The 20,007-nt window shown below is 47.8% G+C and carries 19 protein-coding genes and 1 other annotated feature; of the genes, 13 read left to right on the top strand and 6 right to left on the bottom strand.

Annotation, left to right across the window (positions count from 1 at the left end; translation table 11 throughout):
* The first annotated feature begins 3 nt into the window (after nucleotides 1-3).
* The 3 genes from hslO to OCV96_RS06820 all read left to right on the top strand — a co-directional run bounded on the left by hslO (nucleotide 4) and on the right by OCV96_RS06820 (nucleotide 3,276).
* A complete protein-coding gene (hslO, locus tag OCV96_RS06830; protein WP_262593971.1) occupies nucleotides 4-873 on the top strand; it encodes an Hsp33 family molecular chaperone HslO in 870 nt (289 codons plus the stop codon).
* 25 nt (nucleotides 874-898) lie between these two features.
* Nucleotides 899-2,809: an NAD(+) synthase gene (locus OCV96_RS06825; protein ID WP_262593968.1), complete on the top strand. Its 1,911-nt coding sequence runs from the start codon at nucleotides 899-901 to the stop codon at nucleotides 2,807-2,809.
* A gap of 116 nt (nucleotides 2,810-2,925) precedes the next feature.
* Nucleotides 2,926-3,276, top strand: coding sequence for a transcriptional regulator (locus OCV96_RS06820; RefSeq protein ID WP_022312172.1), 351 nt, complete (start codon nucleotides 2,926-2,928; stop codon nucleotides 3,274-3,276).
* Between the two features lie 54 nt (nucleotides 3,277-3,330).
* Here the strand turns inward: OCV96_RS06820 and fliD are convergent, their stop codons facing one another.
* Nucleotides 3,331-4,626 (bottom strand): flagellar filament capping protein FliD, encoded by a 1,296-nt coding sequence (gene fliD / locus OCV96_RS06815; RefSeq protein ID WP_262593964.1) that lies wholly within the window; start codon nucleotides 4,624-4,626, stop codon nucleotides 3,331-3,333.
* A 230-nt stretch (nucleotides 4,627-4,856) separates the two neighbouring features.
* Between fliD and rpmG the strand changes: the two genes are divergently transcribed.
* From rpmG to rpoC, 10 genes are all read left to right on the top strand, one after another.
* On the top strand, nucleotides 4,857-5,006 hold the full coding sequence (gene rpmG / locus OCV96_RS06810) for a 50S ribosomal protein L33 (protein ID WP_022153716.1): 150 nt from the start codon (nucleotides 4,857-4,859) through the stop codon (nucleotides 5,004-5,006).
* Nucleotides 5,007-5,033: 27 nt separating this feature from the next.
* The gene (secE, locus tag OCV96_RS06805) at nucleotides 5,034-5,237 is read left to right on the top strand and encodes a preprotein translocase subunit SecE (RefSeq protein ID WP_022153715.1); all 204 of its coding nucleotides are present in this window, start codon (nucleotides 5,034-5,036) and stop codon (nucleotides 5,235-5,237) included.
* A 15-nt stretch (nucleotides 5,238-5,252) separates the two neighbouring features.
* Entirely contained in the window at nucleotides 5,253-5,771 is a 519-nt protein-coding gene (nusG, locus tag OCV96_RS06800; RefSeq protein ID WP_262593962.1) for a transcription termination/antitermination protein NusG, read from the top strand.
* Between the two features lie 178 nt (nucleotides 5,772-5,949).
* Nucleotides 5,950-6,375: a 50S ribosomal protein L11 gene (gene rplK, locus OCV96_RS06795; protein WP_022153713.1), complete on the top strand. Its 426-nt coding sequence runs from the start codon at nucleotides 5,950-5,952 to the stop codon at nucleotides 6,373-6,375.
* 61 nt (nucleotides 6,376-6,436) lie between these two features.
* Entirely contained in the window at nucleotides 6,437-7,126 is a 690-nt protein-coding gene (rplA, locus tag OCV96_RS06790) for a 50S ribosomal protein L1 (protein WP_118503843.1), read from the top strand.
* Between the two features lie 226 nt (nucleotides 7,127-7,352).
* The gene (gene rbr, locus OCV96_RS06785; RefSeq protein WP_118503845.1) at nucleotides 7,353-7,889 is read left to right on the top strand and encodes a rubrerythrin; all 537 of its coding nucleotides are present in this window, start codon (nucleotides 7,353-7,355) and stop codon (nucleotides 7,887-7,889) included.
* Between the two features lie 39 nt (nucleotides 7,890-7,928).
* Nucleotides 7,929-8,052, top strand: a sequence feature (ribosomal protein L10 leader region).
* 155 nt (nucleotides 8,053-8,207) lie between these two features.
* Nucleotides 8,208-8,726: a 50S ribosomal protein L10 gene (gene rplJ, locus OCV96_RS06780; RefSeq protein WP_117465603.1), complete on the top strand. Its 519-nt coding sequence runs from the start codon at nucleotides 8,208-8,210 to the stop codon at nucleotides 8,724-8,726.
* A 53-nt stretch (nucleotides 8,727-8,779) separates the two neighbouring features.
* Nucleotides 8,780-9,151: a 50S ribosomal protein L7/L12 gene (gene rplL / locus OCV96_RS06775; protein ID WP_022153710.1), complete on the top strand. Its 372-nt coding sequence runs from the start codon at nucleotides 8,780-8,782 to the stop codon at nucleotides 9,149-9,151.
* A 276-nt stretch (nucleotides 9,152-9,427) separates the two neighbouring features.
* A complete protein-coding gene (gene rpoB, locus OCV96_RS06770; RefSeq protein ID WP_118669226.1) occupies nucleotides 9,428-13,357 on the top strand; it encodes a DNA-directed RNA polymerase subunit beta in 3,930 nt (1,309 codons plus the stop codon).
* Nucleotides 13,358-13,384: 27 nt separating this feature from the next.
* Nucleotides 13,385-17,095 carry a DNA-directed RNA polymerase subunit beta' gene (gene rpoC / locus OCV96_RS06765; RefSeq protein WP_022312353.1) on the top strand — a complete coding sequence of 1,237 codons (3,711 nt, stop codon included), beginning with the start codon at nucleotides 13,385-13,387 and terminating at the stop codon, nucleotides 17,093-17,095.
* Between the two features lie 67 nt (nucleotides 17,096-17,162).
* Here the strand turns inward: rpoC and OCV96_RS06760 are convergent, their stop codons facing one another.
* From OCV96_RS06760 to OCV96_RS06740, 5 genes are read right to left on the bottom strand one after another with little or no spacing between them, the layout of a single operon-like run.
* Nucleotides 17,163-17,579: a hypothetical protein gene (locus tag OCV96_RS06760; RefSeq protein WP_022312354.1), complete on the bottom strand. Its 417-nt coding sequence runs from the start codon at nucleotides 17,577-17,579 to the stop codon at nucleotides 17,163-17,165.
* Complete coding sequence (locus OCV96_RS06755) at nucleotides 17,572-18,024, bottom strand: type IV pilus modification PilV family protein (RefSeq protein WP_227062766.1); 453 nt, start codon at nucleotides 18,022-18,024, stop codon at nucleotides 17,572-17,574. Before OCV96_RS06755 ends, OCV96_RS06760 begins: the two co-directional genes overlap by 8 nt.
* A gap of 30 nt (nucleotides 18,025-18,054) precedes the next feature.
* Complete coding sequence (locus OCV96_RS06750) at nucleotides 18,055-18,570, bottom strand: DUF4860 domain-containing protein (protein ID WP_022312356.1); 516 nt, start codon at nucleotides 18,568-18,570, stop codon at nucleotides 18,055-18,057.
* 15 nt (nucleotides 18,571-18,585) lie between these two features.
* Nucleotides 18,586-18,924: a hypothetical protein gene (locus tag OCV96_RS06745; RefSeq protein ID WP_022312357.1), complete on the bottom strand. Its 339-nt coding sequence runs from the start codon at nucleotides 18,922-18,924 to the stop codon at nucleotides 18,586-18,588.
* A gap of 12 nt (nucleotides 18,925-18,936) precedes the next feature.
* Nucleotides 18,937-19,989 carry a type II secretion system F family protein gene (locus OCV96_RS06740; RefSeq protein WP_118538257.1) on the bottom strand — a complete coding sequence of 351 codons (1,053 nt, stop codon included), beginning with the start codon at nucleotides 19,987-19,989 and terminating at the stop codon, nucleotides 18,937-18,939.
* Nucleotides 19,990-20,007 lie beyond the last annotated feature (18 nt).

The following is a 20,007-nucleotide window of genomic DNA, read 5'->3' as shown; positions in this document are numbered from 1 at the left end:
TAAATGAAAGATTATATGGTACGTGCAACCGCGGCAAATGCGCAGATCCGAGCGTTCGCCTGCACGACAAGAGAGACGGTGGAGACCGCAAGAGCGTCTCACAATACCAGCCCTGTGGTAACGGCGGCACTGGGAAGATTACTCAGCGCGGGCGCCATGATGGGAAGCATGTTAAAGGGTGACGATGAACTGATCACACTGCAGATCAAAGGAGATGGTCCCATTGGGGGCCTGACAGTTACAGCAGATATGAACGGTCATGTAAAGGGCTATGCCAATGTGCCCGATGTGATCCTGTCAGCCAATGCCCAGGGAAAACTGGATGTGGGCGGTGCCGTAGGTGCAGGTGTTTTAAGCGTGATCCGCGATATGGGACTGAAGGATCCCTATGTGGGACAGATAGAGCTGCAGACCGGCGAGATTGCAGAGGATCTGACCTATTATTTTGCGGTATCCGAACAGGTACCTTCCGTGGTAGGACTTGGGGTATTGATGAACAGAGACAATACCGTGAGACAGGCAGGCGGTTTCATTGTACAGCTGATGCCCTTTGCGGAAGAGGAAATGATCAGCAAACTGGAGGAGAATATCAAGAATCTCTCTTCCGTTACTACTATGCTGGATGCCGGCAAGACTCCGGAGGGAATGCTGGAAGTACTGCTTTCCGAAATGGATCTGGAGATCACCGATACACTTCCTGTGGAATTTGCCTGCAATTGCAGCAAGGACAGAGTGAGAAAAGCACTGATCAGCATTGGCAGGGAAGAATTGCAGTCCATGATCGATGATGGAGAGACCATCGAAGTGAACTGCCACTTCTGTAATAAAAACTATAATTTTACCGTGGATGAATTGAAACAGATGATCCAGTAATGTATACAGTAAAGCGAGGAAGCTTATGAAACAGGGATTTGTCAAGGTAGCATCCGCCACACCCAGGATCCGGGTGGCGGATCCGGTCTATAATGCGCAGGTAATCTGTGAACAGGCAAAAGAAGCGGCGGAGCATGGAGCAAAGATCGTAGTGTTTCCGGAATTATGTATTACCGGATACACCTGTAACGATCTTTTTTTGCAAGAACTTTTGTTGGAAAAAGCAAAAGAAGCATTGCTTACGATTGCAGAAGAGACCGGACAGTTGGAAACGTTATTTCTGGTGGGACTTCCCGTGGACAAGGACGGCCGTCTGTACAATGTGGCTGCGGTATTGTACCGGGGTAGGATACTGGGAATGATTCCTAAGAAAAATATCCCTATGTATGCGGAGTTCTATGAAGGCAGACATTTCACACCGGGAGAGGAAACGGTGACGGAGTATCGTCTGGGAAAACAGGTGATTCCTTTCGGATCCAACCTGTTGTTCCGGTGTGAGGAACTTCCGGAGCTGATATTGGGATGTGAGCTCTGCGAAGATCTGTGGGTGGCAGAGCCGCCTTCTACCTCGCATGCACTGATGGGAGCTACAGTCATTGCGAATCTGTCGGCCTCCAATGAGACGGTTTCCAAGGATGATTATCGTACCCTTCTGATAAAAGCTTCCAGTGCAAGACTTCTGTGCGGTTATATCTATACCTCTGCCGGAGAAGGGGAATCCACGCAGGATCTGGTATTCGGAGGACATGATCTGATCGCAGAGAACGGAACACTGTTGGTACAGTCCGCTCGTTTTACTACGGGAATTCTTTACACAGATCTGGATGTATTAAAAATAAGCAGTGAGCGCAGGCGAATGGGTACCTTCGGAAAGAGACCGATGAAGCCCTATCTTACAGTTCCTTTTTCCATGCAGCTGACTGGGACAAAACTGGATCGGAAGTTCGCTGCACACCCGTTTGTACCGGAGGACATGGTAGAACGCAACCGCAGATGTGAAGATATTTTATCCATTCAGGCTTTCGGCCTGAAAAAGAGATATGAGCATATCGGATGTAAGACAGCGGTCCTGGGTATTTCAGGAGGACTGGATTCCACACTGGCACTTTTAGTGACAGTGCGCACTTTTGATCTGTTGGGACTTCCGAGGTCGGGGATCATTGCAGTGACTATGCCCTGTTTCGGAACAACAGACCGGACTTATGAGAATGCCTGTCTGCTGGCGAAGACGCTGGGAACTACATTGCGGGAGGTGGATATCCGGGAATCGGTCACCAGACATTTTACGGATATCGGTCAGGATATGGAGTGCCATGATGTCACCTATGAGAACGGACAGGCCAGAGAGCGTACTCAGGTGCTCATGGATATTGCCAACAAGGAAAATGCTCTGGTCATCGGCACGGGAGATATGTCGGAACTGGCCTTAGGGTGGGCTACCTATAACGGAGATCATATGTCCATGTATGGCGTCAATGCCGGAGTGCCCAAAACACTGGTGAGACATCTGGTGGCCTATTATGCCGATACCTGTAATAATGCAGAGCTTACCGCAGTCCTAAAGGACGTGCTGGATACGCCGGTGAGCCCGGAACTGCTTCCACCGGTGGAGGGGAACATTGCACAGAAGACGGAAGATCTGGTAGGCCCTTACGAACTGCATGATTTTTTCCTGTATTATATGCTGCGGTGCGGTTATGCACCGGACAAGGTCTACCGGATTGCGAGAGAGACCTTTGAAGGAAAATATGACGATCCGACGATCCGCAAGTGGCTGAAGAATTTTTACCGGAGATTTTTCACACAGCAGTTTAAGCGTTCCTGCCTGCCGGACGGACCGAAAGTGGGAAGTGTGGCATTGTCACCCAGAGGTGATTTGCGGATGCCGTCCGATGCCTGTGCCAGGATCTGGCTGGATCAATTGAAAGAAATATAAAAATATTGTTAAAAATTCGTCGAAATTCTTAATTTTCTGTTTTTTACTTGAAATGGAAAACGGGAAATCGTATATTATAGCTGTACCAATTTTGGAGGACACGTGGAGGAATAAATATGACTAAGGCGGAGATTTTAAAGAAAGAAATTTTGAGACAGTATCGTAGTGTCAGACAGTTTGCCATGGAGATGAACATTCCCTACAGCACACTGGTGACTGCATTGGAGCGCGGGATTGAAGGGATGGCGTACGGAACAGTGATCAAGATGTGTGACAAGCTGAGCCTGAACCCGGTGGATTTCTCTTCTCTGGAGAGAGATGCTTCTCTGGGAGCACAGCTTCTGGAAAACCGTGTTATGCAGAACTACGTGAAGCTGAACCAGACAGGTAGAGACAAGATTCTGGAGCTGATGGATGATTTTGTACAGATTGATAAGTACAAGGCCAAATCCAAAAAGGCAAAATAAGAAAACAGAAGCAGAAAATGAAATAACAGCTACTGTTAATTCCCCGGAAGGGAATCAACAGTAGCTGTTAAACATCATACCGCTGTAAGCGCTGGTAATGTAAGGACTGGCAAAATTGTGACCGGGATTTTTGTAGGCCACAATTTTTTTGTCTACATAATTCATAGGATTCAGAGCAACCTGATCACTCTTGTGTAAAAGCGAACTGCTGAATTCTTTTAGTACATTGAAGCCGGACAGGTCATTCCCAGATTCCGCGGCGGTCTGCCGCAGCTTTTCATCATTGACAGATAGAATACCATCCTCCTGCAGGTGCATTCCCATGTTTTCCAGAGAAGTACCGTAGTGGGAAGCTATGGAGGAGAATTCGTGAATCAGTTGTTTGCTTCTGGACTGTGTCTCCAGGTAGGAGGAAGCTGTTTTAATAAATTCATTATAACTGCCTACCAGCTGGATGATATTGTCTGTGATGGATTCGGTATCTGTTTTCAGACCGACATGTGTGGGCTGATCCTCCGGACTGACGGCTTTTAACTGTACATCGAACAGTTTTCCTATTGTAAAGTGGTTGGAAGAAGCGGTTCGTTCTTCACCATTGAGAAAAAATCTTGCGTTGCCGGCAGGACGACTGACATAATTCAGTCCGAGGTAATCCACAACACCGGAGGTCTTGCTGGTATGATCATCGCTGACCTGAAAATGATAGGCCTTGCCGTTCGGTACACCGGTAGCATCCGAGGTCAGACGAAGTGCGTAACGGGAATCGGATTCCATCACATCTGCTGTGATACCGATATCCGCGTTGTTGATCAGACGGGACAGACGTTCCGTGATCTGCCGGTTCGTATCACCCTCGCCAATATTGAACTGGAATTCATAGTTCATATCGTTGATCGCAATATCAAAAGAATAGGTGGCAGGAGCAAGCGTGGCTGCCAGATCCGGAAGAAAATAACCCAGATTCTCCTGCGGCGTGGCCAGCTGTTTTACTTCGATATCAAATTCCGGAGAAGCTCCTGTGGTGGTATCGGAGCCTATGTAGGAAGCCTCCACGATATCATCGTCTGTGGAGTAGGCACTCTTTTTCCGGAACAGTCCATCCGTCTCCAGTCCGCCGATCTGTGCGATGGTGTTGTGCAGTTCGCGGGCGTTTTCCTTCAGATCCACGGCATAATGCTGTGTGTCTTTACTGGTGGTGGGAAGATACCAGGGAGTGTCCTTGTTCAGCTTTACGATAGAGTTGTATACACTGCGAAGCTCACTCTTTTTATGGGTGTCATATTTTGTAATCTGTCTTGATGCATAGGCAGTCAGGTAGTTATTATAGACAGTGTTCATGATAGCACTCATAGGCATCTCCTTTCTTCCCTGCGGATGAATTGGGACGGGAAAATCCAATACCCCACTTTTATGCGATCATTATAGCATAATAAATAAGAAGAAACAAGAAAAATAGTGGGATTTTTGGGAAAACAGTTGACGAAGACCGCAGATTATGTTATAGTATCCAAGCGAGATGAGATTTAGGTCTTTTTTTTATGCTTAAATTTAGAGATCAGAAAACACGTGGAGGTAGAAAAATGCGTACAAAAATTACTTTAGCATGTACCGAGTGCAAGCAGCGTAACTACAATACTACCAAGGATAAGAAGACTCATCCTGATAGAATGGAAACCAAGAAGTATTGTAGATTCTGTAAGACACATACATTGCACAAAGAAACCAAATAATCAGCCGTTCTAGTATGGGAGGTCGAAATGGGAGATTCCGCAGAAAAACAGAAGCGCCCCAGTTTCTTTAAAGGCGCAAAAGCTGAATTTAAGAAAATTTCATGGCCGGACAGACAATCAACATTGAAGCAATCCGTAGCGGTTGTTGCAATATCAGTTGTAGTGGGTGTGATTATTGCGGTTCTGGATTATTTTATCCAGTACGGCGTAAACTTCTTAACATCATTATAGAGCGAGGGTGATTGTATGGCAGAGGCAAAATGGTATGTAGTCCATACCTATTCAGGATATGAGAACAAGGTCAAAGCCAATATTGAGAAGACCATAGAGAACAACAAGAGTCTGGCAGAACAGATCCTTGAAGTAAGAGTTCCCATGCAGGATGTCGTAGAACTGAAAGACGGCACCCGCAAGACGGTCTCCAAGAAAATGTTCCCCGGTTATGTGCTTCTCAACATGGAGATGAACGATGATACCTGGTATGTCGTTCGTAATACCCGTGGCGTGACCGGTTTCGTAGGTCCCGGAAGTAAACCTGTACCTCTTACAGAAGCTGAGATGAAGCCTTTGGGCATTAAGACCGAGAATGTATCCATCGACTTTGGTGAAGGCGACAGCATTGCTGTTGTGGCCGGAGTATGGAAGGATACCGTCGGCGTGGTGCAGAAACTGGACTATGGCAAACAGACAGCTACGATCAATGTAGAAATGTTTGGAAGAGAGACCCCTGTGGAAATCAGCTTTGCAGAGGTCAGAAAGCTTTAATAAGCTTACAAGGATATTTTTTCTCACGGGCAATTCCGGAGATAAAATATAAAACTCTCAGAAACCGCAAGGTGAAGAGAGTGGCAGCATGAAAGGAACGAGAAGTCGTTCCAGTGGGAGCAGGAGGCGAGCAACAAGGCAGCCTGCGCCGAATTACCACATTATAGGAGGTGCCACAATGGCAAAGAAAGTAGAAGGATATATCAAGTTACAGATCCCTGCCGGAAAAGCAACACCGGCTCCCCCTGTTGGTCCTGCACTTGGACAGCACGGGGTTAACATCGTTGAATTTACCAAGCAGTTCAACGCAAGAACAGCAGACAAGGGAGATCTTATCATCCCCGTAGTTATTACTGTATATGCAGACAGAAGCTTTAGTTTCGTTACAAAGACTCCCCCTGCAGCAGTACTGTTAAAGAAAGCCTGCAACATCAAGTCCGGTTCCGGCGTTCCCAACAAGACCAAGGTAGCTACCATTTCCAAGGCTAAGCTTCAGGAGATCGCTGAGATGAAGATGCCGGATCTGAATGCAGCAAGCCTGGAAGCAGCTATGAGCATGATCGCTGGTACTGCACGCAGCATGGGTATTGTTGTTGAGGAGTAACTTATAAATATTTGGGAGGCAATGAAAAAAATATTGCCGCTGGAACCTAGGAGGTAAAATAATGAAACATGGTAAGAAATATACCGAAGCTGCCAAGCTGGTAGATCGTGCTACATTCTATGAGCCCAACGATGCTATCGCTCTGGTTAAGAAAACTGCAACTGCTAAATTCGATGAGACCATCGAAGTTCACATCAGAACCGGTTGTGACGGACGTCACGCTGAGCAGCAGATCCGTGGCGCAGTTGTACTGCCTAACGGAACTGGTAAGACTGTAAAAGTTCTGGTATTCGCAAAGGGCGATAAGATCAATGAGGCTGAGGCTGCAGGCGCTGACTATGTTGGTGGCGAGGAGCTGATCCCGAAGATCCAGAACGAAGGATGGCTGGACTTCGACGTTGTAGTAGCAACCCCTGATATGATGGGCGTTGTAGGTCGTCTGGGTAAGGTTCTCGGACCTAAGGGCTTAATGCCTAACCCTAAGGCTGGTACCGTAACCATGGATGTAACCAAGGCAGTTAACGATATCAAAGCCGGTAAGATTGAATACAGACTTGATAAGACCAACATCGTGCATGTTCCCGTTGGTAAGGCTTCTTTCTCTGAGGAAGCTCTGCAGGAGAACTTCAATGCACTTATGGACGCTATCGTAAAGGCTAAGCCCAGCGCATTAAAGGGTCAGTATCTGAGAAGCATCACTCTGACCAGCACTATGGGACCTGGCGTTAAGGTTAGCGTAGCAAAGTTCTAATCTGATCTCTAATCTAATTAGATAACGAATGCAAAAGAGCCGCTTCACTGTTTACAGTGAGGCGGTTTTTGTGATAGAATACATTTATCCTTAGGAAACAATAACTGGCTGCCTGCAGGTATGCTGGTTACGAATTCGAACGTTCGAAGAACGGAGAAACCGTATGTTTTAGAATAAAGGTTACCTCCAAAAGGTATAGTAGATGAAAAGAGAAGGAGAAAACACCATGAACAAATATCAGGGAACCCAGACAGAGAAAAATCTCCAGGCGGCATTTGCCGGAGAGTCCCAGGCACGTAACAAATATACTTATTTTTCATCTGTAGCAAAGAAGGAAGGGTATGAGCAGATCGCAGCTATTTTCTTAAAGACTGCAGATAATGAGAAAGAACATGCAAAAATGTGGTTCAAGGAACTGAACGGCATCGGTGATACCAAAGCAAATCTTGCTGCAGCATCCGAAGGTGAGAATTTCGAGTGGACTGATATGTATGAAGATTTTGCGGCAACTGCAGAGAATGAGGGATTCCCTGAACTGGCGCAGAAATTCCGTATGGTTGGAGAGATCGAAAAGCATCATGAGGAAAGATACCGCGAACTGTTAAAGAACGTGGAGACAGCAAAAGTGTTCGAGAAGAGTGAAGTGAAGGTATGGGAGTGCCGCAACTGCGGGCACATCGTGGTAGGCACCAAGGCACCGGAGGTTTGCCCCGTATGTAATCATCCCCAGAGCTATTTTGAAATTCATGCAGAAAATTATTAAATAATCCTTGACAAACACGGTCTCCCATGCTATTCTATCTGAGGTTGTAAAACCATGCCGAAGACAGCAGGTGCAAGGGAGACCGAGCGTAAGTCCTGCCGAGGAGATAAGTATGATGATATCATCTCTCTGTGTCTTCACAGAGAGTTTTTTTTACTTTATAGGATTTTATCCTATAAAGCAAAACGCTCCGCGAGGATCGCACTGCGGCGAAGTGGAATATATCGCTAAAGCGATTCGCCGCAGGCGTAGAATCCTGCGAGCAGGATTCTATTTATATTCTTCTTATCGGCACAAAATCTATAAGGAGGTAAAGAAATGGCAAAAGTTGAATTAAAACAGCCTGTAGTAGAAGAGATTTCTGCTGGTATCAAAGATGCCCAGTCTGTAGTTCTGGTAGACTACCGTGGACTTACTGTTGAGCAGGATACCCAGTTACGTAAGAGCTTACGTGAGGCAGGAGTTAGCTACAAGGTTTACAAGAACACCATGATGAACTTCGCGTTCAAGGGTACACAGTTCGAAGGTCTGTCCGAGTATCTGGAAGGACCCAGCGCAATGGCTTACTCTACCGAGGATGCAACCGCTCCTGCAAGAGTACTGGCTCAGTTCGCTAAGACTGCTGATAAGCTTGAGATCAAGGCCGGTGTGGTAGAAGGTACTGTTTATGATGCTAAGGGTATGGCTGCAATCGCTAACATCCCTTCCAGAGACGTACTCATTTCCAAACTGCTTGGCAGCTTACAGAGTCCTATCACCAATTTTGCACGTGTTATGAATCAGCTGGCTGAAAAAGGCGGCGCAGCAGCTTGCGAAGCAGCACCCACAGCTGAATAATAATTGCAGCTAATTGACAATCAATCAAAATATTTCAAATGGAGGAAATTAAAATGGCTAAATTAACAGCACAGGAATTAATCGATGCTATCAAAGAGTTATCTGTATTAGAGTTAAATGATCTCGTAAAGGCTTGCGAGGAGGAGTTCGGCGTATCTGCAGCAGCTGGCGTTGTTGTAGCAGCAGCTGGCCCTGCTGAAGCAGCAGAAGAGAAGACTGAGTTCGACGTAGAGCTGACCGAGGTTGGCGCTGAGAAGGTTAAGGTTATCAAGGTTGTTCGTGAAGTAACCGGTCTGGGCCTGAAGGAAGCTAAGGATGTAGTTGACGGAGCTCCTAAGGTTGTTAAGGAAGGCGCTTCTAAGGAAGAGGCTGAGGACATCAAGAAGAAGCTTGAGGAAGTTGGCGCAAAGGTTACTCTGAAGTAATTTTTAACCAGTATATGACGGACCATGTGCCGGCACCTGCCGGTGCATGGTTTTTCTTATTCGCATCTGTCAGTTATTAATTTTTAAAAATATCTATTCTTTTTAAATAATTCAAAATATTTCCTTGACGTATTTCTAACATTGTGCTATTATGGATAGTGCACTATTGTGCGGTACCATGCTTATTTGTCATGCCAAAAAACTGGCGTTTATATATACTGCATTGTTGCCGACGCAAAATAGGCTTTAAATCTGAAAGAACGGGGTGAAATGTCAATGGAAAAGAACAGAATACGTCCGATTGCCGGTACCAAGGTTATGCGTATGAGTTATTCAAGACAAGAAGAGGTTTTAGAGATGCCCAATCTGATCGAGGTCCAGAAGGACTCCTATCAGTGGTTTTTAGACGAAGGCTTGAAGGAAGTCTTTGACGACATCTCTCCGATCGCTGACTACAGCGGTTCCTTGAGTCTGGAATTTGTGGATTTTGAACTCTGCAGGGACGACGTGAAGTATTCTATCGAAGAGTGTAAAGAGAGAGATGCTACCTTTGCAGCACCTCTTAAGGTTAAGGTTCGCCTTTATAACAAGGAGAAGGAAGAAATCAGTGAGCATGAGATCTTCATGGGTGATCTTCCGCTGATGACTGAGACCGGTACTTTCGTAATCAATGGCGCAGAACGTGTTATCGTCAGCCAGTTGGTTCGTTCTCCCGGTATCTACTACGGAATCGGACATGATAAGATTGGTAAGAAGCTCTTCTCCTGTACCGTGATCCCGAACCGTGGTGCATGGCTGGAGTATGAGACCGACTCTAACGATGTCTTCTATGTACGTGTGGACAGAACCCGTAAGGTTCCCATTACCGTACTGATCAGAGCCCTGGGTATCGGTACCAATGATGAGATCCGTGAACTCTTCGGTGACGAGCCCAAGATCGAGGCAAGCTTTACCAAGGACACTGCTGAGAATTATCAGGAGGGTCTGTTAGAGTTATACAAAAAGATCCGTCCCGGTGAGCCTTTAAGCGTTGAGAGTGCTGAGAGCCTGATCAATGCTATGTTCTTCGACCCCAGAAGATATGATTTAGCCAAAGTCGGCAGATATAAATTCAATAAGAAGTTAGCTCTGAAGAATCGTATCCGTCATCAGATCCTGGCTGCAGATGTAGTGGATCCTTCCACCGGTGAAGTGATCGCATCCGCAGGAGACAAGGTGACCGCAGAGCTGGCAGATACCATCCAGAACAGCGCAGTTCCCTTCGTATATATCCAGACCGAAGAGAGAACTGTAAAAGTACTGTCTAATCTGATGGTAGATCTGACCCACTATGTAGATTGCGATCCCAAGGATTTCGGTATCCATGAACTGGTATACTATCCGGTTCTGGCACAGATCCTGGAAGAGTTCGGCGATGATCCCGAGAAGCTGGCAGAAGCAATCAAGAAGAACGTACATGAACTGGTACCCAAGCATATTACCAAGGAAGATATCCTGGCTTCCATCAACTATAATATGCATCTGGAGTATGGCCTGGGCAACGATGATGATATCGACCATCTGGGCAACAGACGTATCCGCGCAGTAGGTGAGCTGCTGCAGAACCAGTATCGTATCGGTCTGTCCAGAATGGAGAGAGTGGTACGTGAGCGTATGACAACACATGATGCTGAGGATATTTCTCCCCAGTCTCTGATCAATATCAAGCCTGTAACCGCTGCAGTGAAGGAGTTCTTCGGATCTTCCCAGCTGTCTCAGTTCATGGATCAGAATAACCCTCTGGGTGAGCTGACCCACAAGAGACGTCTGTCTGCACTGGGCCCCGGCGGTCTGTCCAGAGACCGTGCCGGATTCGAGGTTCGAGATGTACATTACTCCCATTATGGAAGAATGTGTCCTATCGAGACACCCGAAGGTCCTAACATCGGTCTGATCAACTCTCTTGCAAGCTATGCAAGAATTAATGAATATGGTTTCGTAGAGGCTCCTTATCGCAAGATCGACAAGTCCGATCCTAAGAACCCCCGCGTTACCGATGAAGTAGTTTACATGACTGCGGACGAAGAGGATAATTACCATGTGGCACAGGCAAACGAAGCACTGGATGCAGAGGGACATTTCGTGAGAAAATCTGTTTCCGGACGTTATCTGGATGAGACACAGGAATATCCTAAGGAAATGTTTGATTACATGGATGTATCCCCGAGAATGGTATTCTCTGTGGCTACTGCACTGATTCCTTTCCTGCAGAACGATGATGCGAACCGTGCGCTGATGGGATCCAACATGCAGCGTCAGGCTGTGCCTCTGTTAAGCACTGAGGCTCCTGTGGTTGGTACCGGTATGGAAGTAAAGACAGCGGTTGACTCCGGTGTCTGCGTAGTGGCCAAGAAGCCCGGAACCATTACCTATGTATCTTCCAAGATCATTCGCATTGCTTATGATGACGGAGAAAAGGCAGAGATCCATCTGACCAAGTTCTCCCGCAGTAACCAGTCCAACTGCTACAACCAGAAGCCTATCGTATTCAAGGGTGACCATGTAGCGGCAGGTCAGGTCATTGCAGACGGTCCTTCCACCTCTCAGGGTGAGCTGGCACTGGGTAAGAACCCTCTGATCGGTTTCATGACCTGGGAAGGTTACAACTACGAGGATGCGGTTCTGTTAAGTGAGAGACTGGTACGTGACGATGTTTATACTTCCGTTCATATCGAGGAGTATGAGGCAGAAGCCCGTGACACCAAGCTGGGACCGGAAGAGATCACCCGTGATGTTCCCGGTGTCGGTGACGATGCACTGAAGGATCTGGATGACAGAGGTATCATTCGTATCGGCGCAGAGGTTCGTGCCGGTGATATTCTGGTAGGTAAGGTTACTCCTAAGGGAGAGACTGAACTGACCGCAGAAGAGAGACTGCTGCGTGCCATCTTCGGTGAGAAGGCAAGAGAAGTAAGAGATACCTCCTTAAAGGTACCTCATGGCGAATATGGTATTGTAGTGGATGCCAAGGTATTTACCCGTGAGAACAGCGATGAGCTGGCACCCGGAGTAAATCAGGCAGTCCGCATTTATATCGCACAGAAGAGAAAAATCTCCGTAGGCGATAAGATGGCAGGTCGTCATGGTAACAAGGGTGTCGTTTCCCGCGTGCTTCCTGTAGAAGATATGCCTTATCTGCCCAACGGACGTCCTTTGGACATCGTGCTGAACCCCCTGGGCGTGCCTTCCCGTATGAATATCGGACAGGTCCTGGAGATCCACCTTTCCCTGGCTGCCAAGGCTCTGGGATTCAATGTGGCAACACCTGTCTTCGATGGTGCGAACGAGAAAGATATTATGGATACGTTGGATCTTGCCAACGATTATGTAAACCTTCCTTTCGACGATGCAGAAAGTGCAGAGTGGAAAGAAAAGGGACAGGAAACTACCGCAGACGGTAAGCCCTGGGCAGGAGAGACCTTTACCAGCAAGCATGGTGAAGAGCTTCTTCCTGAGGTTATGCAGTATCTGTCTGAGAACAGAGATCACAGAGGAGTATGGAAGGGTGTTCCCATTTCCAGAGACGGTAAGGTACGTCTTCGTGACGGTAGAACCGGTGAATACTTTGATGGCCCTGTAACGATCGGACACATGCATTACCTGAAACTGCATCATCTGGTAGATGATAAGATCCATGCGCGTTCTACCGGACCGTACTCCCTGGTAACACAGCAGCCTCTGGGTGGTAAAGCCCAGTTCGGCGGCCAGCGTTTCGGAGAGATGGAAGTATGGGCTCTGGAGGCGTATGGCGCATCCTACACCCTGCAGGAGATTCTGACTGTGAAGTCCGATGATGTGATCGGACGTGTGAAGACTTACGAAGCAATCATCAAGGGAGACAATATCCCTGAGCCCGGTATCCCCGAGTCCTTCAAGGTTCTGTTAAAGGAACTGCAGGCACTGGGGCTGGATGTCAGAGTGCTGCGTGAGGATCAGACCGAGGTTGAGATCATGGAGACTGTCGATTACGGTGATACCGATTACCGTTATGAGATGGAAGGTGATCGTAAGTACGATGACGATTACGATAAGAGCTCCCTTGGCGAGATGGGCTATCAGTCACAGGAATTTGATGACAATGGTGAGCTGGTGAACTCTGAGGACGACGATTACGTTGACGATGATTACACCGATGATAGCTTTGACGGCAGTGATGATGAATTTTAATGCTTTGTATAGAAGGGAGTGCCATTAATGTCAGAAACAAAAAATGAAACAACCTATCAGCCTATGACATTTGATGCCATCAAGATTGGATTAGCTTCCCCGGAGAAAATCCGGGAGTGGTCCCATGGTGAGGTATTAAAGCCCGAGACAATCAACTATAGAACACTGAAGCCTGAAAGAGACGGTCTGTTCTGTGAGAGAATCTTTGGACCCAGCAAAGACTGGGAATGTCATTGCGGTAAATATAAAAAGATCAGATATAAGGGCGTTGTCTGCGACCGTTGTGGTGTAGAAGTTACCAAAGCCAGCGTACGTAGAGAGCGTATGGGACATATCGAGCTTGCAGCTCCCGTATCCCATATCTGGTATTTCAAAGGTATCCCCAGCCGCATGGGCCTGATCCTGGATCTGTCTCCCAGAATCCTGGAGAAGGTTCTGTACTTCGCTTCCTATATCGTTCTGGATCCGGGAACCACGAACCTTGAATACAAGGCAGTGCTGTCCGAGAAGGAATATCAGGATGCAAGAGAGACCTGGGGCAACAAGTTCCGTGTAGGCATGGGTGCAGAGGCTATCAAAGAGCTGCTGCAGGCCATTGACCTGGAAAAAGAGGCAGTAGAGCTGAAGACCGGTCTGAAGGAGTCCTCCGGTCAGAAGCGTGCACGTATCATTAAGAGACTGGAAGTTGTAGAAGCTTTCCGTGAGTCCGGTAATAAGCCGGAGTGGATGATCATGGATGTGGTTCCTGTCATTCCTCCCGATCTGCGTCCTATGGTACAGCTGGATGGCGGACGTTTTGCTACCTCCGATCTGAATGATCTGTACAGAAGGATCATCAACCGTAATAACCGTCTGAAGAGACTGTTAGAGCTTGGTGCTCCTGATATCATTGTTCGTAACGAGAAGAGAATGTTGCAGGAAGCGGTAGATGCTCTGATCGATAACGGCAGACGCGGACGTCCTGTTACCGGCCCCGGTAACAGAGCACTGAAGTCTCTGTCCGATATGTTAAAGGGTAAGACCGGTCGTTTCCGTCAGAACCTGTTAGGTAAGCGTGTAGATTACTCCGGACGTTCCGTTATCGTCGTTGGACCGGAACTGAAGATCTATCAGTGTGGTCTGCCGAAGGAAATGGCAATCGAACTGTTCAAGCCTTTCGTAATGAAAGAACTGGTAGCCAAGGGAATCAGCCAGAACATCAAGAATGCGAAGAAGCTGGTAGAAAAGCTGGATACACAGGTATGGGATGTGCTGGAAGAGGTTATCAAGGAACATCCTGTTATGTTGAACCGTGCGCCGACACTGCACAGACTGGGCATTCAGGCATTTGAGCCGATCCTGGTAGAAGGTAAGGCAATCAAGCTGCATCCCCTGGTATGTACCGCATTCAACGCGGACTTCGATGGAGACCAGATGGCTGTACATCTTCCTCTGTCCCAGGAGGCACAGGCAGAGTGTCGTTTCCTGCTGCTGTCTCCCAACAACTTACTGAAGCCTTCCGATGGTGGACCCGTAGCCGTTCCTTCCCAGGATATGGTACTTGGTATCTACTATCTGACCCAGGAGAGACCCGGTGCGATCGGTGAAGGTAAGTATTTCAAGAGCGTAAACGAAGCAATCCTGGCATATGAGAACCAGGCGCTGACCTTACATTCCCGCATCCATGTGCGTATGCACAAGGTAAATGCAGAGGGCGAGACCATTACCGGTACGGTAGAGTCCACTCTGGGACGTTTCATTTTCAATGAGATCCTGCCTCAGGATCTGGGATTCGTAGACAGAAGCGATCCCGAGAACTTCCTGAAGCTGGAAGTAGACTTCCACGTAGGCAAGAAGCAGTTGAAGCAGATCCTGGAGAAGGTCATCAATACCCACGGAGCATCCAAGACCGCAGAGGTACTGGATGATGTTAAGGCTATCGGTTACAAGTACTCTACCAGAGCCGCTATGACCGTATCCATTTCCGATATGACCGTCCCTGAGAAGAAGGGTGAAATGCTGGCAGCTGCACAGGCTACCGTAGACAAGATCGCAAGTAACTTCAGACGTGGTCTGATCACCGAGGAAGAGCGTTATCGTGCCGTTGTAGAGACCTGGAACGAGACCGATAAAGAGCTGACCGACGTACTGCTGTCCGGTCTGGATAAATACAACAACATTTTCATGATGGCAGACTCCGGTGCGCGTGGTTCCAGTCAGCAGATCAAACAGCTGGCAGGTATGCGTGGACTGATGGCTGATACTACAGGTAGAACCATCGAGCTGCCCATTAAGTCAAACTTCCGTGAAGGTCTGGACGTACTGGAATACTTCATGTCCGCACATGGTGCACGAAAAGGTATGTCCGATACCGCTCTGCGTACCGCAGACTCCGGTTATCTGACCAGACGAATGGTGGACGTATCTCAGGAACTTTCTATCCGTGAAGTAGACTGCTGTGAGGGTCAGGCTGAGATCCCTGGTATGGTAGTCAAGGCATTCATGGATGGCAAAGAGACCATTGAAGGCCTGAAAGATAGAATCACAGGAAGATATTCCTGCGAGGATATTTATGATAAAGACGGCAATATGATCGTTAAGCACAACCACATGATCACCCCCAGCCGTGCTGCCAAGATCTTAAGTGTTGGTGTCAATGCACAGGGTGAGCCCATTGAGGAAGTGAAGATCCGTACGATCCTGACCTGCCGTTCACACGTTGGTATCTGTGCAAAATGTTACGGTGCCAACATGGCAACCGGTGAAGCCGTACAGGTAGGTGAAGCAGTTGGTATCATCGCTGCACAGTCTATCGGTGAGCCCGGTACCCAGCTGACCATGAGAACCTTCCACAGTGGTGGTGTCGCAGGTGACGATATCACTCAGGGTCTTCCCCGTGTCGAGGAGTTGTTCGAGGCCAGAAAGCCTAAGGGACTTGCAATCATTGCTGAATTTGGCGGCAAGGCTGAGATCCGTGATACCAAGAAGAAGCGTGAAGTGGTAATTACCAACGAAGAGACCGGTGAATCCAAGGCATATCTGATTCCTTACGGTTCCCGTATCAAGGTTATCGACGGCCAGGTACTGGAGGCCGGTGATGAACTGACCGAAGGTAGTGTAAACCCTCACGATCTGTTGAAGATCAAGGGTATTCGTGCCGTACAGGATTACATGCTTCGTGAAGTACAGCGTGTATATCGTCTGCAGGGTGTAGATATCGCAGATAAGCATATCGAAGTCCTGGTACGTCAGATGCTGAAGAAGGTTCGTATCGAGAATAACGGCGATACCGAGTTCCTGCCCGGAACTCTGGTAGATGTTCTGGATTTCGAAGAAATGAACGAGAAGCTGACCGCTGAAGGCAAGGAGCCTGCAGAAGGTAAGCGTATTATCCTGGGTATTACCAAGGCAGCACTGGCAACCGAGTCCTTCCTGTCTGCAGCATCCTTCCAGGAGACCACCAAGGTCCTGACAGAAGCTGCCATCAAGGGTAAGGTAGATAATCTGATCGGTCTGAAGGAGAACGTTATCATCGGTAAGCTGATTCCCGTAGGAACCGGTATGAAGAGATATCGCAATACCAGACTGAGCACCGATGCCGTAGAGACCATTGACTTCGGTGGTGATATGTACGGTGACGATGCAGAACTGAACCTGAGCGACGGAAGCGAACTGGATGCAGAAGGTGCAGAACTGAATGAAGATGTGAACACAGAAGCAGAAACTGTGGAAGTGGGAACAGACGCTGATAATCAGTAAAATTAAAAGACTTTATTAAGAAAGGCTCTCCGGGATTTTCCCGGGGAGCCTTTTAGAATCGGAACAATTATTGCAATTCTTCTGTATTCAGAACCTGCCAGGCAGTGATCCGGTAAAAGGTATCTTCATCAGATTCCGGATAGAGGATCTCAATGGTCACCTGCAGGGTCTGTAAGTCGGAGATTGGAATCACGTAAGATTTTCCGTGACCTACCGCCACAAAATAGGCTTCTTCGCTGTCACTGGATGCATACATGCGTTGCAACGTCTTATCCATACCTGCCAGGGATTGTTCTGCCTGATTGCAGGCGGCATAATAAGCGGTGGTACGTTCCAGCACACGGGCGCTGAGTTTGCTATCAGCGTTGGCACTGACGATGGACAGTACGGCAAAAGACACCAGGCAGAGGATCACGAATACCAGAAGGATCGAGGCGGATCCGATATTCATGCCGAATTGTTTTTTTCTGGAGGAATTATTCATGGGATCCCCTCCTTTCTGCGGTGTGATGCATGACAGAGAGTGTGTAAATGGGAGATTCCGGTGTAGATACATCATAGACGGTGATCTCGCCTTTCATGATTCCGGTCTCTTCTGACGGAGTGCTTTTTAGTTCTGCATAAAAGTCGGCGTTATCTTCGGCAGTGCACAGATTCCAGCTGCTGTCAAAGGCAAGGCGGAGAGTGTTTTCATCGGTCAGCTCCGATGGGGAGAACAAATCCTGCATGGCAGCCACATTGCCCTCCAGAGAGAGATAGGACTCTGCCAGATTCTGTGCCTGAATGACAGCATGATTCTGGTTTACCGTCTGTGTGCTCAAAAGATGTGAGCGGGCAAACAACTGGATACAGACGGCACTGGCCAGTGAAAAAAACAGGATCGCTATGATCATTTCCATTAAAAATAAACTGGATCTGGAATGTTTCATAATAAGTTCGGAATCCTTTCTGTTCGGTTTCTATTCTGTGGTAGTATTACAGTGCACGTGGATATAAAAAGTATGGTCCTCTCCGGAGGCGGTTCTCAGGGATATCCGGATCAGATCGTCCGACGCATAGGATAAGGAGAACTCCTGCAAGTCCATAATATCCGTACCGGCAGGCAATACCTGTCCGCCGAGAGAAGCTCCTTCCCGCATAAAAAGTTCTTTTAAATGTCCGTCATACAGATAGAGGTAAGTACAGTAGGTTTCTTCGTCAATTTCGGAAAGCATGCAGAGCGCCGGAACATTTTCCAGATCGGTCAGGAAAATACTGTCAGCGGTATCGTTCTGCCGCACCTTTTCCATGATATAAGACACCGCCGTCCGGCTTTCGTAATTGACGCCCATATCTTCTACAGTGTGCTGGTATACATCTGCTCCGATGGTAACAAGGGCAAGTGCGGAGACAGCGAATACACCGAACAACGCCAGAACGAACAAGATATCCACAATAAAATGTTTTTCCTGCTTCTGATGATTTCTATTGTTCATATGTCAGAAACTCCTTTAGTGAGCACCGGTCCGGCGAAGTACAGTGACTTCCGGAAGAAGGTTGCTGCCATAATATTCATAGTCAATGAAGAAGCTGTCCTCGTCATACAACAGTCCGTAATGCTGCTCCAGATATTCCAGAGAAGGAGGATAACAGCCTTCTACGGCATAGCACTGGGAAATGCTGCGTTCCAATGCGGTTTCCAAACTTTCCTGCTGCTTGCTCAGAGTAGATTCACCGACGGAGCCGATGCCCCGCAGAAAAAGAACAAACAATATCACAAAGGCCAGAATGGGAAGTAAATAGATCAGCTTACGCCCGAGGGACATACTTTTTTGCTCAAAACGGTTCATAGTATCGTACTCCTATCCGATGCTGGTCATAATACCCATAAGAGGCAGGATGACCGATAACAGGATCAAGCCCACGATCACCGACAGAATAATGACAAGGGTCGGCTCCAGAATGGCAATGATGGATTGTAGTCTGCGGTTGGTATTTTCCTCATAACGATCCGCTATTTTTTTGAGCACCACATCTACGTTACCGCTGCGGAAACCGACAGATACCATCTGGGAATACAGGTGGTTGAAAATGCCGGCACCGGTCAGAGCTTCGGCAAAATTGGCACCGGCATTAATGGCCTCCTTACAGCTCAGGATCTTCTGTTTCATTTTCTCGTTGCCTACCAGAGCGGCCACCATATCCAGGCTGGAATAGGTATCCATACCGCTGCTTAAGGTCAGTGCCATACCGCTGGCAAAACGTTCGCAGGCCACACTTTCATAAAAACGTCTGGTGAGGGGGAACCAGTTCAGGAACCGGGCGGTGACACGTTTGCCGGTCTGGGTTCTGGTAGCAAAAAGGTACAGTAACAACAATATGCACAGAATACTTACGAAAATAAAGGAATACCGGTTCAGATGGTTGCCGAGACGCAAAAGTGATGCAGCAAACCCGGTCATCTCACTGCCCAGCTCTATATAGACCTGCTCGAAGATCGGCATGACGCGGCTGACCAGTACCACGATGACAGCGGCCATCATGGCGATCATGATAAAGGGATATGTTACAGCATCCCGGATACTGCCTGCGATGGCATCCTCTTTTTCATAATAATCCGCCAGAGAGCTCATACACACATCGAGATTACCGGATTCTTCACCCAGAGCGATCATATGCAGGCAGTAATCGGGGAAGACCTTGGTGGCTTCCAGTGCTTTGTGAAAGCTTTCTCCCTGTCGGCATACGGTAAGGATCTCCTCGAAGATCGCCTTGCCTTCGGGAGACTGGGCATCACTTTGCAGGATGGCCATGCCCTCCACGGGCGGAATGCCTGCCTGAAACAGCATGGCAGCCTGACTGCAAAAAGAAGCGATCTCTTCATTAGAAAGTAGTTTTTTCTCTGTGGTCTTCATGGCGTTTTGTTCCCTTTC

This window comes from Waltera acetigignens (assembly GCF_025567015.1).
GTDB lineage: Bacteria > Bacillota > Clostridia > Lachnospirales > Lachnospiraceae > Acetatifactor > Acetatifactor acetigignens.
Note: the sequence above shows the minus strand (reverse complement) of the source record. Positions and strands in the feature narration are given on the sequence as shown.

Bases quoted from the DNA above. Each gene is read 5' to 3' on its own strand.
- hslO (WP_262593971.1), top strand. From the start codon at position 4: ATGAAAGATTATATGGTACGTGCAACCGCGGCAAATGCGCAGATCCGA.
- OCV96_RS06825 (WP_262593968.1), top strand. From the start codon at position 899: ATGAAACAGGGATTTGTCAAGGTAGCATCCGCCACACCCAGGATCCGG.
- OCV96_RS06820 (WP_022312172.1), top strand. From the start codon at position 2,926: ATGACTAAGGCGGAGATTTTAAAGAAAGAAATTTTGAGACAGTATCGT.
- fliD (WP_262593964.1), bottom strand. From the start codon at position 4,626: ATGAGTGCTATCATGAACACTGTCTATAATAACTACCTGACTGCCTAT.
- rpmG (WP_022153716.1), top strand. From the start codon at position 4,857: ATGCGTACAAAAATTACTTTAGCATGTACCGAGTGCAAGCAGCGTAAC.
- secE (WP_022153715.1), top strand. From the start codon at position 5,034: ATGGGAGATTCCGCAGAAAAACAGAAGCGCCCCAGTTTCTTTAAAGGC.
- nusG (WP_262593962.1), top strand. From the start codon at position 5,253: ATGGCAGAGGCAAAATGGTATGTAGTCCATACCTATTCAGGATATGAG.
- rplK (WP_022153713.1), top strand. From the start codon at position 5,950: ATGGCAAAGAAAGTAGAAGGATATATCAAGTTACAGATCCCTGCCGGA.
- rplA (WP_118503843.1), top strand. From the start codon at position 6,437: ATGAAACATGGTAAGAAATATACCGAAGCTGCCAAGCTGGTAGATCGT.
- rbr (WP_118503845.1), top strand. From the start codon at position 7,353: ATGAACAAATATCAGGGAACCCAGACAGAGAAAAATCTCCAGGCGGCA.
- rplJ (WP_117465603.1), top strand. From the start codon at position 8,208: ATGGCAAAAGTTGAATTAAAACAGCCTGTAGTAGAAGAGATTTCTGCT.
- rplL (WP_022153710.1), top strand. From the start codon at position 8,780: ATGGCTAAATTAACAGCACAGGAATTAATCGATGCTATCAAAGAGTTA.
- rpoB (WP_118669226.1), top strand. From the start codon at position 9,428: ATGGAAAAGAACAGAATACGTCCGATTGCCGGTACCAAGGTTATGCGT.
- rpoC (WP_022312353.1), top strand. From the start codon at position 13,385: ATGTCAGAAACAAAAAATGAAACAACCTATCAGCCTATGACATTTGAT.
- OCV96_RS06760 (WP_022312354.1), bottom strand. From the start codon at position 17,579: ATGAATAATTCCTCCAGAAAAAAACAATTCGGCATGAATATCGGATCC.
- OCV96_RS06755 (WP_227062766.1), bottom strand. From the start codon at position 18,024: ATGAAACATTCCAGATCCAGTTTATTTTTAATGGAAATGATCATAGCG.
- OCV96_RS06750 (WP_022312356.1), bottom strand. From the start codon at position 18,570: ATGAACAATAGAAATCATCAGAAGCAGGAAAAACATTTTATTGTGGAT.
- OCV96_RS06745 (WP_022312357.1), bottom strand. From the start codon at position 18,924: ATGAACCGTTTTGAGCAAAAAAGTATGTCCCTCGGGCGTAAGCTGATC.
- OCV96_RS06740 (WP_118538257.1), bottom strand. From the start codon at position 19,989: ATGAAGACCACAGAGAAAAAACTACTTTCTAATGAAGAGATCGCTTCT.